The sequence below is a fragment of the Thioalkalivibrio sp. ALgr1 genome, assembly GCF_000378285.1.
Classification (GTDB): Bacteria; Pseudomonadota; Gammaproteobacteria; order Ectothiorhodospirales; family Ectothiorhodospiraceae; genus Thioalkalivibrio.
Window position 1 is genome coordinate 1 of sequence record NZ_KB905136.1, and the last position, 14997, is coordinate 14997.

At 58.3% G+C, this 14997-nt stretch carries 14 protein-coding genes; 2 read left to right on the plus strand and 12 right to left on the minus strand.

Features of this window, described 5'->3' with window-relative positions:
• Window positions 1-212: transposase (locus tag F466_RS13190; RefSeq protein WP_018872425.1), on the minus strand; the 212-nt coding region annotated here is incomplete at its 3' end.
• 142 nt (window positions 213-354) lie between these two features.
• On the opposite strand from F466_RS13190, the gene F466_RS0111055 reads away from it, so the two are divergent.
• Both F466_RS0111055 and F466_RS0111060 read left to right on the plus strand, forming a co-directional pair.
• Entirely contained in the window at window positions 355-1122 is a 768-nt protein-coding gene (locus F466_RS0111055; RefSeq protein WP_018994112.1) for a class I SAM-dependent methyltransferase, read from the plus strand.
• Window positions 1119-2063 carry an ATP-grasp fold amidoligase family protein gene (locus F466_RS0111060; protein ID WP_018994113.1) on the plus strand — a complete coding sequence of 315 codons (945 nt, stop codon included), beginning with the start codon at window positions 1119-1121 and terminating at the stop codon, window positions 2061-2063. Before F466_RS0111055 ends, F466_RS0111060 begins: the two co-directional genes overlap by 4 nt.
• Before the next feature lie 337 nt (window positions 2064-2400).
• On the opposite strand, the gene F466_RS0111065 is transcribed toward F466_RS0111060, so the two are convergent.
• The 11 genes from F466_RS0111065 to F466_RS0111100 form a co-directional block, all read right to left on the minus strand.
• Window positions 2401-2952 carry a sugar transferase gene (locus F466_RS0111065; protein ID WP_026296452.1) on the minus strand — a complete coding sequence of 184 codons (552 nt, stop codon included), beginning with the start codon at window positions 2950-2952 and terminating at the stop codon, window positions 2401-2403.
• Window positions 2953-3097: 145 nt separating this feature from the next.
• Complete coding sequence (locus F466_RS0111070) at window positions 3098-4411, minus strand: type II toxin-antitoxin system HipA family toxin (RefSeq protein ID WP_018994115.1); 1314 nt, start codon at window positions 4409-4411, stop codon at window positions 3098-3100.
• A complete protein-coding gene (locus F466_RS0111075) occupies window positions 4411-4659 on the minus strand; it encodes a helix-turn-helix domain-containing protein (protein WP_019583480.1) in 249 nt (82 codons plus the stop codon). The genes F466_RS0111070 and F466_RS0111075 overlap by 1 nt, the downstream gene beginning before the upstream one ends.
• Window positions 4660-4910: 251 nt before the next feature.
• Window positions 4911-5861, minus strand: coding sequence for an NAD-dependent epimerase/dehydratase family protein (locus tag F466_RS0111080; RefSeq protein ID WP_038082778.1), 951 nt, complete (start codon window positions 5859-5861; stop codon window positions 4911-4913).
• A gap of 13 nt (window positions 5862-5874) precedes the next feature.
• A complete protein-coding gene (locus F466_RS0111085; protein WP_018994118.1) occupies window positions 5875-6708 on the minus strand; it encodes a glycosyltransferase in 834 nt (277 codons plus the stop codon).
• 98 nt (window positions 6709-6806) lie between these two features.
• A complete protein-coding gene (locus F466_RS0111090) occupies window positions 6807-7946 on the minus strand; it encodes a glycosyltransferase (protein ID WP_156820967.1) in 1140 nt (379 codons plus the stop codon).
• An 821-nt stretch (window positions 7947-8767) separates the two neighbouring features.
• Window positions 8768-9766: an O-antigen ligase family protein gene (locus F466_RS13525; protein ID WP_232199157.1), complete on the minus strand. Its 999-nt coding sequence runs from the start codon at window positions 9764-9766 to the stop codon at window positions 8768-8770.
• Between the two features lie 212 nt (window positions 9767-9978).
• The gene (locus F466_RS13530) at window positions 9979-11004 is read right to left on the minus strand and encodes a glycosyltransferase family 4 protein (RefSeq protein WP_083918095.1); all 1026 of its coding nucleotides are present in this window, start codon (window positions 11002-11004) and stop codon (window positions 9979-9981) included.
• A 191-nt stretch (window positions 11005-11195) separates the two neighbouring features.
• The gene (locus F466_RS13665; protein WP_156820968.1) at window positions 11196-11981 is read right to left on the minus strand and encodes a sulfotransferase family 2 domain-containing protein; all 786 of its coding nucleotides are present in this window, start codon (window positions 11979-11981) and stop codon (window positions 11196-11198) included.
• 319 nt (window positions 11982-12300) lie between these two features.
• The gene (locus F466_RS13670) at window positions 12301-13044 is read right to left on the minus strand and encodes a hypothetical protein (RefSeq protein ID WP_156820969.1); all 744 of its coding nucleotides are present in this window, start codon (window positions 13042-13044) and stop codon (window positions 12301-12303) included.
• An 84-nt stretch (window positions 13045-13128) separates the two neighbouring features.
• Entirely contained in the window at window positions 13129-14874 is a 1746-nt protein-coding gene (locus tag F466_RS0111100; protein ID WP_018994122.1) for an ABC transporter ATP-binding protein, read from the minus strand.
• Window positions 14875-14997: the final 123 nt, after the last annotated feature.

The window sequence follows — 14997 nt, forward strand, 5'->3', positions numbered from 1 at the left end:
TCCAGCTCCCGGATCCGTCGCTGCTCCGGCGTCAAAGGCCGGCCATCGCCGGCCTCCCCGGCACGATCCGCCTTGAGTTGCTCGACCCAGCGCCGAACGGCCGTCTCGCCCACCCCGGTGTCCCGCACCACTTGCGGCACACTCTGGCCCTCATCCACCACCATCCGGGCCACCCGAAGCTTGTACTCCGGATCAAAATTCCTGCGTCCCATATCGTCTCCTCGATCAGATCCCAATCATTCCACCGATCGAGGTGTCCACGAAAATTAGACCAGCACACATCAAATGCGCTGATCGCCGGGCGTTCGTCATCTCCTTTCGCTTGGAACCTGAACGCACTTATCATCGTCCGCTGTGACAACGTATATCGAAACATTCGACCAGCGGGGCCGCTCGTACAACAACGCGATGGCAGAGTTCCCTAATGCCCGTGATCAGGAACTTGCCGAGCTACTGAAAAGGCTGTCGCCCCTTGCAGGGGAAACGATCGTGGATGCCCCAGCGGGGGGTGGGTACGTTGCCGACCGGTTGAAGACCCGGGGCGCTGAAGTGGTGTGCATAGAACCCTCGTCCGAGTTTGCGACGCCGCTCGAAGCAAACCATACGACGATCATCTCTCCAATCTGGGATATACCCCTTCCGGATCAAAGCGTTGACAAGGTTGCGAGCCTGGCGGGGCTGCATCACCTTTCTTCTGCGGAACGTCGCGGCTTCTTCAACGAAGCCTGGCGGGTGCTGCGGCCCGGCGGGCAGATCGTTGTCGCCGATGTTCGGACAGGATCAGCCGCTGCAGCTTTCTTGAACGGACCCGTGGATCGTTGGACCGAGACTGGCCACCGCGGCGTCTTCTTTGCCCTCGGTGAATTGCGCAACCACCTAGTTCAAGCCAAATTCCTGAACACATTCGAGACCGAAGAACGCGTCACTTGGCAGTGCCCCGACTTGCCCTCCCTGGCCCGCTTTGTCCACCAGTTGTTCGGTATGGTTCGACTGCAGCCACCGGACGTTATGGGGCTCATTGTCGACCACTTGGAAGCCTACGAATCGCTCGGTGGCGCCTACATGCCATGGTCTCTCGCCTATGCTTCAGGTACCAAGCCCTCAGATCCGAGTTCCGCGTGAAGTACCTGAACCGAACCCTACTGGCGGGGATTACACTCTGGTGCTGGATTCGGTATCCCCTTCCCACATTACACACCCTCCGCCGCGCACGTCGTCTCCCTTGTGCCGGCCTGCCCGTCACCGGAAACGACAAGTTCTTCTGGCGCAAGATATTCGATCACGACCCCCGCTTTGTCATCGTCAGCGACAAACTCGCCTGCAAGGAGTGGGTAGCGGCCCGCGTCCCCGAGCTCTCCATTGCTTCGGTGCTCTGGAAGGGTACTGACCCGCGTGACATACCGGATACCCTCCTTCGGCGCCACGCCGTATTCAAGGCGAACCATGGTTCTGGCACCAACCATCTGATTCACCAAGGCCACTACGACCGGCGCCACGTCGAGCAGCTGGGATCCCGGTGGATGTCTCAGGCTCACGGCCGACGGCATCACGAGTGGGGCTATTTCGGGATCACCCGCCAGCTATTCCTCGAAGAAATGATTGCACCCGACACAGGCGGACCGGACGAACTCAAAATCTACACCTTTGGTTCTCGTGTGGTGCGCCTCATCCACATCAGCGGCCGTTTTCAGGACATGCGTGCGAACGTCTGGAATTTCGACCAATCGGGAGAACCTATTCGCAGCGAGGAGCGGGCCGCAGTCGCCCCGCCATCCCCCACCCAGCCATTGCCACCATCGATCGATGAAGCTCTGGCGATCGCCCGAAAACTGGGACAGGAGTTCGACCACGTGCGGGTCGACCTTCTCTGGGATGGCGAACGCCTCTGGTTCGGAGAACTAACACTCTATAACCAGGCCGGACACTTTCCGGGCCGTTTGGGAACCCACAAAGACTCACCACTCACCCAACACTGGACTGTGCTCGACAGTAGCTTCTTTCGACGACAACTATCAGGCTGGCGCAACTGGTACAGACATGCGCTCCAGCGCGAGCTGACCTGAACCACCCGCAGCCTGAGCACACGTTTTCCCCCTAGCTCCGCCTATCAGTAACCCCTGACAAACTCAACGCGGCCCACAAGCCCATGGCATGCCCGATCGACCCGGCCAGCTCATCCCGACCCAGCTACCCCACCACGGTCATCCCGGCCACAGCGCAGCTAAGAGCCGGGATCTCCCGCGCTGGCATTACCATCCGGCCGTGCCCCGGCCCCAACGCCGAGATCCCGGATAACCGCAACACGGTTTCCGGGAAGACGATGCCGATACCCCCTGTAGGAGCGGCCTCGGCCGCGAAGCCCCCGCCAAACCCCGAAAACCACCAATGGCCCCACGGAACTTAACCCCGAACCCGATCCCCAGAACCCTTCCCCGTAACCGTCAAAACCAGATACCGGAAATAACCCACAAGCGTCAGCGACTCAATCATCTGCGCATCCACCTCGGCCAGCCTCTCGGGGTCCGACATATCGATCCCGTTCACCTGCGCCAGCCCGGTGATGCCCGGGCGCACCGCAAACACCCCGCGAGCCTCCCGCGCCGCGATCAATTCCACCTGACCCACCAGACAGGGTCGCGGCCCTACCAGGCTCATCTCCCCCTTCAGCACATTCCAAAGCTGCGGCAGCTCATCCAGCTTGGTTTTGCGCAGAAAGTGGCCCAAGCGCGTAATCGACGAAGCCTGCGCCAGATGCGTCGCCACCGACGCCGTATCCGGCCGCATCGTCCTAAACTTGACCAGCACAAACGGCCGCTGATGCCGCCCTACCCGCTCCTGCCGAAACAACGGCGAACGCGACTCCAGCCAGCCCAGCACCCACAACACCGCCATCACCGGCGCCGCCACCACCAGCCCCACCAACGCCAGCACCACATCCAGAACCCGAATCAAAACGCCTCCCAAATCCCAACTAATAACCCCCGTCCCCTGGTCCCCCCGCAGGAGGACAGCCCCCTGGCCGATTGGATGTTGGACAAGCCCCATCGGCCAGAGGGCTGGCCTCCTACACCGAGTGCCGCCCCCTGCGGGCCTGGCCTCAAAGAACCCGCTCCAGCGACTGAATACCCGCTTCCACCGAACGCCGAACGGCGTCATGGATGCCAGCCGGGAACCCCGCCGGCAATTCATATTCCACTCGATCCAGTGCGGATGGGGCCTGCAGAACCACGGATGCCAGGACCTCGTGCACCATCGCCGCAGGCAGTCGTGCCGAAGCGCCCGTCTGCAGAAAATGGCGACCCTGGATGCCATCCACCCGATAGTGGTTGCGCCGCCCCACAGCGAGCGCCAGCCGAACCTGCTTGCGCTCAACCTGGCGGCTAGCCACGCTGGGTAAAATCGTCAACACGTCATACAGCGGCGTCAGCCGGTACCCGCCGCCGGGTTGCAGGAACACACTGAAATTCTTGGCGTGCCCATCCGTGGCGCCGATCAGCCAGAACAGGACTTGCGCCTTCAGCACCGTCGCCTGGTCCGCCCCCGGCGTATCACTGCCCCGCAACAGCCCCAGCACATCCACCAGCCCGGGGCCACCTTCGCTCTGATACTTGCGGCTTGGCGGCACGCCCAGTGCCTGGCAGCAGTCCTCCTGCGGCAAGCGCAGTAACCGCCCATCGCGCGCCCAGTGTCGATCAAACCGCTCCACTACCAGCGCCCGCGCGCCCCCAAAGCGCCCGATCTCCGCACGCGCCACCGGCATACCGAACGCCGCCAGCAATCGCAGGCAGTAAAACTCGTTCTCCACACTATCCGACAGATCCAGCCCATTGGGTAACTGCCCAATCGCGGGCTTCAGGATATGCGTCGTCGGCGTCGAGCCATGCGGCTTGAGCCAGCGACCCTCATGCCACAGTAGTGCCGTCTTCTCCTGGGCACCAGCAATCGAAATGCGGAAAGCATCGTCGTCGCCCAGACCCAGCGGCGCCTGTGCCAAACCGCCCAGCAGCTCTTCGATGCCCCTATCATCGAGCGGCTCCCCACGAATCCCTCCAGCGGGCTCGGACTCCTGCGCATCCGACAGCGAAAACTGCAAAGCCCCCACACAATCATGCCCGATCGCCGCCAGCAGGCTGTAGGCATCGGTGCCGGCCGCGCCCACGCGTTGCGCCACGCGCCGTCGCAGGGCATCCGCATCCGGCAACAGGTTCTCGAACACCGCGGCCACGGCCGCACCGTGGTAGGCATCTTCCCGCAACGGAAGCGACAGCGAGACCGGCAGCGCATGCTCCCAGCCTAGCCAACTCACGTCATACTGAAAGCGAACCGCCCCGGCCGCCGACTTCTCCAGAAACCCCACCAGGCGACCATTCAGCAAGACACGCAGCGGCGGATGGCGGCGCGTGCGCGGCATCAGAAGATTTCTTCAATGGACGCAGCCGACCGCGCACGGGGAGAAACCTGAAACTCCAGATCCAGCGCCGCCAGAACCGCAAGCAACGTCTCCAACCGGGTGGCCGGGTTCCCGTTCTCGATCAGGGAGATCGTCTCCTGGCGCAAGCCCGACTTCTCGCCAAGCGCGGCCTGCGTAAGGCCCTGCTTTCGCCGGACCCGGCGCACAATCGTCCCAATCTGCTTAGGTGTTCGCGCAAGCAATGTCATAACGCCCAATTATGCGCCCAAACCGATAACCAATCAATATCGGAATCAACCCATAAACCAAGCACCCCGCCGCCCTCTGGCCGATCACCCACGCAAAACAACACCCCCCCTGTAGGAGGCCAGCCCCCTGGCCGATTGGATGTTGGACAGGCCCCATCGGCCAGAGGGCTGGCCTCCTACACCGACTGCCACCCCCCGTGGGAGCGGGCTCGCCCGCGAAGCCCCCGCCAAACCCCGAAAAACCACCAACCCTACCCAACCAACGACACCACCGCCCGCCGCAACCCCTCATCCACACTCACCGGCGGCTCCCACCCCAGCGTCTCCCGCGTATCCGAAATATCCACCTGCAGCGAATCCAGCAACCGCCGCGCCATCTCCCCACGCCCCACAGCACGCGCCCCGGCACGCAACAGCGCCGGCGGCACCGGCACCAACCGCGCCCGCCGCCCCATCGCCGCCGCCACCCGGCGCAACAGATCCGTAGTGGACAAGTCCTCCCCATCCCCCGCCAGAAACACCCGATTCGCCGCCGCCGGATGCTCCAGGCACGTCACCAGCAGATCCACCAGGTTATCCAGTCCCACCAGCGAGCGCCGGTTCCGCGTCACCGCGCCCAGCGGCAGCGGCACACCACGCGCAACCCATTCCATCAGCTTGCCAAAATTGCCCGGCGCATTCGGGCCGTAAACGAGCGGCGGCCGAACGATCACCACCTCCATCCCGGTCTCTTTGCTCAGCTCGGCCAACCCCTGTTCGGCTTCCAATTTGGAAACCGCATAGTGGTCCTCTGGAATGGGCTCATCATCAAAACGCAAAGGGCGCTCACTTGAGCGCCCCAGCACACCAATCGAACTCAGAAAGACGAACCGCCGCACACCTGCTTCCGCCGCCTGCCGCGCCAACTCCAGCGTGCCCTCCACATTGCAACGCCGAAACTCGGCCAACGGGTCAACGGCCGCTTCCTCCAGCACATGCGCCCGAGCCGCTGCGTGCACCACCGCATTCACGTCGTGCAGCGCCGCACTCCAATCCGCACCTTCCTCCAACGAAGGCGTAACCACCCATTCCCCGCCTTCCGACGAAGCTCCCTCTCGCCGCGACCCGGCCACCGGTAACCAGCATCCTTCCTGCGCCAGTCGAGACACTAGTGCCTTCCCAACAAAACCACTCGCCCCGGTAACCAGCAACCGCTCCATCATCTCGCACCGACCGTCATTGCGAGGGCCCACAGGGCCCGTGGCACCGCCCAGCCGAAGCCCCGTCTACCGGATGCAGCCATCCCAGCTTTCGCGCCAATCCAGGTAACCGATTGCGAACCATCGCCCGCCCCGTCTGATGCGCGAAACACCAAGCACTTCGCGCCAGTGACAGCTTCTCGAACTCTCGATAGACCCGCCAAGTGTACGTAGAAGTCGTTAACTTGTTGGAGGAGACCGAACCCGACCGAACCGTATAGCGCACCAGCGGCTCATTCAGCCCATGGGCGAACTCCACCCGCTTCAACAACCGCAACCACAGCCCATAGTCCTGCCGCCGAGCGATTAGCGGCATCGCTACCTTGCCAAAATACTGAGTGTCATACATCGCCGTAGAACAACCGATGTAGTTCGTCTTCAGCAAATCGCCATATGTAACCCGCTCCGGCACACCCGCAGCAGACAAACGATTCCCTTGCTCGTCGAACCGCTCCATGGCGGTAAAGCTGAAGACTGCACCCTCGCCCATCAATAACAACTGGCACTCCAGCTTCTCGGGCAACCACGCATCGTCACTATCGAGAAACGTGATATACCTCCCCCGAGCGGCCTCGATAGCGGTATTGCGAGCTACGGCGGCCCCTCCCTTTCGCTCAAGCCGGAACACCCGTATCCGATCGTCATCGGACGCAAACGCCTCGACGATCTCGGCCGAATCGTCCTCGGAAGCGTCGTCCACAACAAGGAGCTCCCAATCGCCCCACGTCTGCGACTGGACAGAGGCAATGGTCTCTCCAATAAACGTCGCCCCGTTGTGAACAGGCGTCACTACCGACACCACCGGCGTCATTCAAGCTCCCCCCGCGAGAATGGAAATCCGCCGCGCCGGCTCGTACGAACGGGCCGCTCCCGAAATTCCCCCAGTATGGAAATGATGATGGAGATACGTCATCTTCCAGTATATCTCGAGTTCTCTTGGTGTCCGTCGATGGCGGCCTGATACACCTCTTTCATCTTCGCAACACAGGCCGACCAACTGTAATTCTGGGCTACATGCTTCTGCCCTTCTTTTCCCATGTCGGCTCGAAGTACCGGGTCGCGCACCAACTTCAAGATAGCCTGTGCCGCAGCCTCCGGATCCTCCCGAGGAACAACGAAGCCTGTCTCACCATCTAGCGTGACCTCGGGCAACCCTCCAGCGTCCGACACAACAACCGGCCGGCCTGCAGCTCCCGCTTCAATGATCGCAACCCCGAAACTTTCACTATCCAGCCGGCTCAATGCCACATAGATATCCAATCGATCCAGTTCTTCCGGAACTTTTTCGTGGGCCACCCGCCCAACAAATTTGGTAACGCCCGCGACACCGCATTTTCTCGCCAGCTCTTCTAGTTCAGCCAATTGAGGCCCATCACCTACCAACCGCAAACACAGCCGCGAAGCCCTTGCATCCCCTTCATCCAACAACCGCCTGCGGGTACACGCGAAGGCCTGTATTAGTGTATCCACACCGTACTTCGCCGCCATACTCTTGACAGTTCCTACGACGATTGGCCGGTCCGGCCCTTCGTCCCCTCCGTCTCGCTGCCCCACGCCTTCGAACCGATCCCGCTCCACACCGAATGGCGTGATCGGTATCTCAGCCAGGTCCGGGGCCAGACCTTTCGTATGCGCGGCCATGCACCTGCTAGTAGATGCCACGATGTCCGCCGCCTCAAGATTCCGCCTCACCCAGTAACGGTGGAGCCGGCTTTTCGTGGGAAAGTCGTAGACATCACTACCCCAAACCGAGAGAACATAAGGCCGATATCCCACCAGCCGCGCCGTGGTGCCATATCCGCTGGCATAATGCGCGTTGACCACATCCGGCGCCAGCCTCCGAATGAGGCGCCTAACCGTCGGCACCATCGTGAAATACCCCAACGAACCCCGGTCGGGGAGAACATGAACGTTGACCTCATCACGAACCGGCTCCAAAAGAGGCTGCTGTGTGATCAGGTTCACCTCGATGCCCGCATCCGCCAAACCATTCGCCCAGCGGATCGTATGGATAGATGCACCACCGCTTAACAATACGAGACGAGTCACGATTTAATGCTTCCAACTTTCCGGTCATTAACAATAATTCTAACCACCAGTGCATTCATCCACCCATAGGCTCTCCCCAGCACACCCAATACGGTCACATGCCACCCCTTCTTACCCCGAACCCACCTTCGACGGGTCTGAAGGCGTTCCGCCTCGACCGCCCCTAACAATCTCTCCCGTTTCAAGGAGACCGGTGCGCACCGAAGATACCCCTCCAAGAATGCTCTCCCCAATCGAATCGGGTTTCGGCGCTTTTGCAGCCCCAAGAGCACCAAACACGACAACATATATCCCACGTCCAGCTCCGGGGCCTCGATCTTACCGCACTCTTTACCCGGATCGATCAGCGTTACCGTTCGCAGCACCCGATCCACGAAACAATGGTCCGGGCCGAAATCGCCAAACCTTGGACAGCCGTCTTTTCCTCCCGACGAATGAAAAATCGCAAGCCACCTCCCGGCCTGAGCCGCGCACTCCACACTTGGCAGTACCCGTAGTGGAATGCCATGCGCACGAGTCATCGTTATCACCCGCTCATGCTCATTCACATCGAGGACACTAGGCGCCTGATACCTCCAACCTTCGTACAGAACACCTCCGCCAATAATATCCTCGAGCCGCTCAACCGCGCGAACCTCTGAATATAGATCACGTCCTGCATCCAGTTTTTTAGTACACCATCCTGGACCCAACGTCACCACCCCGGTCCTCGAACGAATCACGAGCTTCTCACCGGCCATCGCTTCTATCACCTAAGCCTTTTTACCAAAATCCGGCTGGCCTCAACGGCCCAAACGCACCAAGGGAGCCCGCACAGTAGTTCAAAAACGCCGGGGCAATAAAGCCTTCTGAGATCGACAACCCGCAACAAGTACAGCACTGGCGTAAAACATCACCGCAATCATTGCCCAATGCGAATAACGGAAATAACTCACAATAAACCAATCTTGCCCAAACCAGAATACTGCCAACGAAACAATCAAAATACGCCAATTTTTACCGTCTTCACATCCCCGCTTAATCCAAACAAGCCACAAGGCGAGAAGAAGCGGAAGATAAAACAAAACGAATCCCATGACCCCGAAACTATACAAGACCTCAACATAGTTATTGTGCGAATACCCCCCGAAACCAGACAGATACTGAAATGATCGCGCCCCCTGGCCTATGATCGGTGATTCAAGCCACGCGACCGCACCATATTCCAGGAGCGCCAAACGGTGCGGGATGCTACCCTCACCCCTAGGGATTCCCGTTCGCACTAGATCGAACACATTGCCTAGGCGTTCAAGCTGAGGCACACCCTGAATTGTTGCGATCAACAATGCGACCAAAGCGAGCAAACCCAGACTTAACCAGCGCCAACTCGCCCCCATATAAAGCATAACTAGAGACGTTACCACACTTAGCAAAAGTGCCTGCCTGGAGCCGGATAACAGCACTGCCAACAAAAGGATGGCTAAAACCAAAAGTAATAAACCACTACGGGCCAGTGAAAACATGGGATCACCATAACTCTTAGTGGTCGGCCTCATAGAAGGCAGCAAAAGCCAAACCGACATGACTACCGCCAGCGCCACCCAAAGTGCCGCTTGGTTGGTAGCCCCCCCATACAACCAATGTTCTCGCAAATCCCAACCGAACCATCCGACTCCGATATAGTACCCTCCAATAACGAGACCAACTGCCGGGAACGCCCACAACCACCCACGGCGCAATTGATCTCCAATCATCACGACCATTGCTGCTGTGCCCGCTTGATACACCACGGCCGCGCCAAGCGCCGGACTAGTTATTTCCCTAACTAGCACGTCCACCATCACGAATACACCGAACGCTAAGGTGCAAGCCCCCATAATCAACAGTAAGCGTGATACCAGACGCTCTGCCGCGGCTCCCGACATTGCGCCAAGCACTATAAAAACAACCCCAGCGCCCAAAACGGGAACCAAGTATCCAAAGTCCGAATAAGTTAACACCCCAAGCCCGAACACGTACAACGCTAAGAGGGGCGTTAGAACCCTACCGCAGCTCATTTCGCCCTTCGATGCTCAAGCAACCCACGAACCATCGCTTCAATCATCTCAGCGCCCCAATCAAACTCTAATCGATCGACAAGACGTTTTGACTGCGATTCTAACGCGTGATATTCGGATACGTCTTGCATAATCCGACTGATTTTTAGCGACAACGCCTTATCGCTCGGCTCAAAAAGTAATCCACTCTCCCGTCCGCAAATCTCTTCCGTCATCTCTGTTCGTGCGACTATAAACGGAACATCCCAACGTCCAGCCTCCAGCATTACGTTAGGGAACGAATCGTATAGGCTTGGCACCACAACGAGGTCCACCACATTATAGAAGTCATCCAAATCCGAGATGAAGCCGAGGCAACGTACTTTTCTGCCCTTAATTGCAATGCCTCTTACACCCCCCAACACCAGTTCAATGGATGCACCTTTTGCCCACAGTCGTTCAACCGCGTCCAACAGCAGGAACAGCCCCTTCCTAGGTGAGGCGTTGCCGATAAATCCCACTCGAAACTCCGCCTTCACTCCTTTCTTTCGGTCCCACTTGGCTCCAGGCCGGATCCACGACGCGTTCGAATTATTCGGCACAACCGCATAATTCCAGCTAGTTTTATACATACGCTCGAACTCTTTTGCTTGTGCTGACGTCTGAAAAATTGCGAAATCACATGGAATGTACAAGACACTAAACAGAATCTTATAGATCCTTAAACGAAAACGAGAATACGACCACGAAAAATGGGAAACCTTGTTTCCGCGCGGGCAAAAGGCAATCCGTGCCCCGCGTGCTTTTAGTAGCCACGCGTAAAACAGATATCTCTCGTCGAATACAACGACTACCGCCCCTTCAAGACCAGGGCCGATTAACGCTCGGGAAAGATCTTTGACGCCCGCTACCATCCTCGTTTTGTACCCGAGCCGTCGACTGGATTCATACAGTTCTGAAAACCGCCGCACTCCACCTGAAACTAAACCGCTCCCATTGGGACCCGGTGGACCGCAGAAAATAAGTGTCAATAGCTTTTTCATGGGCACCTTGTATCTAGCCAGCACCGATCCTGGGCCACCGAATGTCCGGCAACGATTGCAATCGCACCGCGCCCATATCGTAAACACGAAGCTTTCACGGCAAACAATACATTAGACCCTCGATACCTTGCGGACCTCCGAACTTTCCGACTTATAACGAGTGTCTTGTGCATACCTAGACCAATGGCATACTAATACGGAAATTCGTATCCAAATGTCTCCAATTCACGCGAATGTATTCGCTCGACCAAACTGACGCACTCTCCATCGTAGAGTGACTTCGGATCAAGGTTCTTCCTATGGCCGCTTTTCGCATTAGGCATGTTTGCGCCGTCCAGACTGATTCCAATCCGCATTCCGACTTCCATTAAGTCACTTGACAGCGTTTCGTACCGTCCAACGAAATCGAGAGCAACCTCATCATTAATTGAGTAGATCATCCAGTTACTTTCGGGAAATGGAACCAGCCCCTCGGGATCGCTTCGAAGTCGATCTGCTTTCCGACGGAGGAATTCCTTGAATGAAACGATCGCATGACAGCGTTTGGCACGCCACCAATAATCACTAACCTCAAACTCAAATGGATTTCGCGTAAAAGAGAATTTAAAGTATTTTTCCCAAGTTACTGGATCAAATTTTTTTACCGACTCCGCTGGAGGACAGGATGCATTAGGACCCAATTCGTTAATGTACTTTTTCTTGATAGACCCATTAGCTACATATCCAATATCCAAAGCGCCAAATTTCTTGACACTACTTAACGCAAGGCGAGCTACCAAAGGCCACCGAAGAGGCGAGCCGCATGCATCCACTAAGGCCTTCCGGTTGATTCTACCACCAGCCGCAAGCGACTCAGACCAAGAGCCTATCTGAATATCTTGCGGCCCCAAGGTTTGGTTAAGCATTACTTCGATCGAGCTTCCAGCGCATTTTCGACCGTGCATAAAAATATATTTGTGCTCGTGACTTATGATCATGATTGCCCCTCAAATGTAGCCGAAAACCCCACGTAGCCAACCGGTCATCTGCCAATCCGGGAATGTGGATTTCTCGTACGCTCCCCGTAAAACTCGAGGCATGGCTCATCGCGCAACACCCCAAAGCGACGAGTTACACGCTCATGGCTTACCATAGCCTCTCATGTTGTAGGTCCGCATCACATGAGATGAGTCGACGACGAAATGAGAGACGAGGCAGCCTCCGCGATGGACAAAGGACGCATAGGCCACGCCAGAGTTGCACCTATCGTCTCCCTGTAAGACTCACTTGGATCTCTGCGAGCACTGAAACCCTGGGTCATGTCAGCTGGGATAAGCAATGCTCGAGCCTCTCATCTAACGCGCTCCCGGGCGATTGGATCTCAATTACCTCGATTCCCTGAGCGCGCAGCATACCAACCGCCAGCCGTGAAAGCCGTTCTGATTCCTCTAAATATGGCAAGAGACGCGCGTTGCTGCCATCACGTGCGATTAATCGTTCACGTAAGCTGATAAGAGGTCGGCTAACATGGATTGCCAAATTTGGCGGCGGCATGATATTAAGGAATTGCCTCAGGGTTCCTAAAGCGTCGCGCTGCATTAGGCTAAGCGCTATCCCTTTTTGAATAATCCCTTCATCAAATACCACACACTCGTCATCCCTGCATTTATCTTCCAGATAGATTCGGTCCGCGAGTGCTTGCAAAAACCATTGGTAGCGTCGGACCGTGTCCGCAAGCGGGGCGCACGATCCATTCTCAAGACCATACAGCACATAGCGGATGAGCGGCGACCACTGACCACTGGATCTTTCGAGGCTATCCCATACGGACGGCGATTGATAGGGGGCGATTATCGCGCGCCGCAATCTGTCATTCTGGCCAAGAGCCCAATACAACGTCCCAATTACTTTTGACCGGCTATATTTTTCTTTCCAGACTTCCTTGAATTTTGCATCCAGGAAGCCTGTCCACTTGGTTTCCGCGCTTTGCGGACGGGTTAGGCACTTGAAAAGTGTAGACTTCCCAGCGCCCATCGGGCCAAAAAGCTCCACGGGTTTCATATTGCAACTCCGGAATTTATTTCTTCGGCCGGGAGCACTGTAGAGTTCACATGGAGACTGAGCGAATTATTGGTTTATCGGAACCTAGCGGCCTTGAGCAGCGAGATCGAGGTCTATGATTTTATGACACTTATCGACCGTCGCAAGCCGATGCGCGATGGTTATTATCGTCTTGGAATGCGAAAGTGTATCCACGGATTGCATCACCGCATTCTCAGTCTTATGGTCCAATGCGCTGGTCGCTTCATCTAACACAAGTACCGGTGGATCGTGATACAACGCTCGCGCAATACCGATTCGCTGGCGCTGCCCGCCTGAAAGGCGTACACCACGCTCGCCAACGACGGTGTGGTAGCCCTGAGGCATATCACCAATGATGAACTCGTGTACCTGCGCCATGCGGGCACAGCGCTCCACCTGCTCGTGGTCGATCTGTTCCGGCGGTACACCCAGGGCGATGTTCTCGGCCACCGTGGAGTCAGTCAGGAAAATGTCCTGCGGCACGTAGCCGAGCGCCTGCTGCCAGGCGCGCAGGTTGTCGTCGGTTATGGGCTCGCCGTCGACCACGATAGCGCCTTCGGTAGGGCGCAGTAGGCCCAGGAACACATCCACCAGCGTGGTCTTGCCGGCGCCGGAGGTACCGATGATACCCACTGAGCTGCCCACGGGAATCTCCAGGTCGATCCCCTGCAGGGCCGGCCGCTCGGCGTTCGGGTAGGTGTAGTGGATGTTCTGTACCGCGATGGTCTGTTTGGGCTCCAGCGGCTGCGGGGCGCGCTTGTACAACTCGGCCAACGCGGACCGCTGATATAGGTCGTTGTAGACACCATCCACGGCGGCGGCGCCGAAGCGCAGCTTGGCCATTCCTTTGTAGATTTTCTGAGCAGCCGGCAGCAGGCGGTATCCGGCAAAGGCATAGAGTCCGAGGATGGGCAGGATGTTACCCAGGGCGTTCCCGTCGGTGCCGCCCTGGGTGGCCAGCAACACCAGTGTGAGCGCTATGACGCCGCCGAAGCCGACGGCCTCGATGATGAACTTGGGCACCTCGCCAAGCGTCTGGTTGGTGGCCTGGTGTCGGGCCTGTCGTCTGGAGGGGCCGTCGAATCGGGAGAGGTAGGCGTTTTCGCGGCCGAGCAGTTTGATGTCCTTGATGCCGCCCAGGGCCTCGCTGGCGGCGGTGAAGCGCTCCTGGTTGGCGCGGGCCCGGTCGCGGCCCACCCGGCCCAGGATGCCGCGCACGGCACCAAAAATAAGCGCATACATGCCGCCAATCACCACGGCCACGCCCAGCGCCAGCCAGGGGTCCACTACGATCAGCAAGATGACCAGCGCGAGGATGACCACGCTGTAGGCGACCATCTGCATGCCGGGGCGGAAGACCTGCTGCACGAGCTGGTCCACTTCGGAGAGGATATTCTTGGCCATGTCACCGCTGTGGCGGTCGAGGAAAAAGGCATAGGGCTGACGCAGGTAGGTCTCCAGCAGCCGCTTGCCGATGCTGTGGCGGCGCATCTCGACAAAGCGGTTCATCGCGTAGTGCGTGAGCGAGCGGAAGAAGGCGGAGAACAGGATGAGCCCGAAGGCGGCCGCACCCAGCGCGAGGACGAACGCATCCACCGAGGCGAAGCCGAGCCCTTCGTAGACGGTGTTGAGCACCGGGTTGGTCTGCACCACTTCGGGGTTGCCCAGCACGCTTAGAAACGGCATGACCGAGGCGACACCGGCGGTTTCCAGTACGGCCATGATGATGACCATGCCGAGGACGAGGCCGCCGCGGCGTTTTTCCCTGGGGGTTAGGAGGGCCAGGGCTTTGCGGTAGGTGCTGAACATTGCTGGGTACTGGATTCCGGGTGCTGGTTCTGGAGGGGGCAGCGCATGCGAGAGGGGGTATGGCTCGCCTGGGTTTTCGCGTGCAAGCACGCTCCTACAGGGGTGTGTTCAGCGGTTGAACGC

What these genes read in the sequence shown, in the direction of transcription:
- F466_RS13665 (WP_156820968.1), bottom strand. Translation starts at nt 11,981, where the DNA reads ATGATCATAAGTCACGAGCACAAATATATTTTTATGCACGGTCGAAAA.
- F466_RS0111080 (WP_038082778.1), bottom strand. Translation starts at nt 5,861, where the DNA reads ATGATGGAGCGGTTGCTGGTTACCGGGGCGAGTGGTTTTGTTGGGAAG.
- F466_RS0111070 (WP_018994115.1), bottom strand. Translation starts at nt 4,411, where the DNA reads ATGCCGCGCACGCGCCGCCATCCGCCGCTGCGTGTCTTGCTGAATGGT.
- F466_RS0111085 (WP_018994118.1), bottom strand. Translation starts at nt 6,708, where the DNA reads ATGACGCCGGTGGTGTCGGTAGTGACGCCTGTTCACAACGGGGCGACG.
- F466_RS0111075 (WP_019583480.1), bottom strand. Translation starts at nt 4,659, where the DNA reads ATGACATTGCTTGCGCGAACACCTAAGCAGATTGGGACGATTGTGCGC.
- F466_RS13530 (WP_083918095.1), bottom strand. Translation starts at nt 11,004, where the DNA reads ATGAAAAAGCTATTGACACTTATTTTCTGCGGTCCACCGGGTCCCAAT.
- F466_RS0111100 (WP_018994122.1), bottom strand. Translation starts at nt 14,874, where the DNA reads ATGTTCAGCACCTACCGCAAAGCCCTGGCCCTCCTAACCCCCAGGGAA.
- F466_RS13525 (WP_232199157.1), bottom strand. Translation starts at nt 9,766, where the DNA reads ATGGTGGACGTGCTAGTTAGGGAAATAACTAGTCCGGCGCTTGGCGCG.
- F466_RS13670 (WP_156820969.1), bottom strand. Translation starts at nt 13,044, where the DNA reads ATGAAACCCGTGGAGCTTTTTGGCCCGATGGGCGCTGGGAAGTCTACA.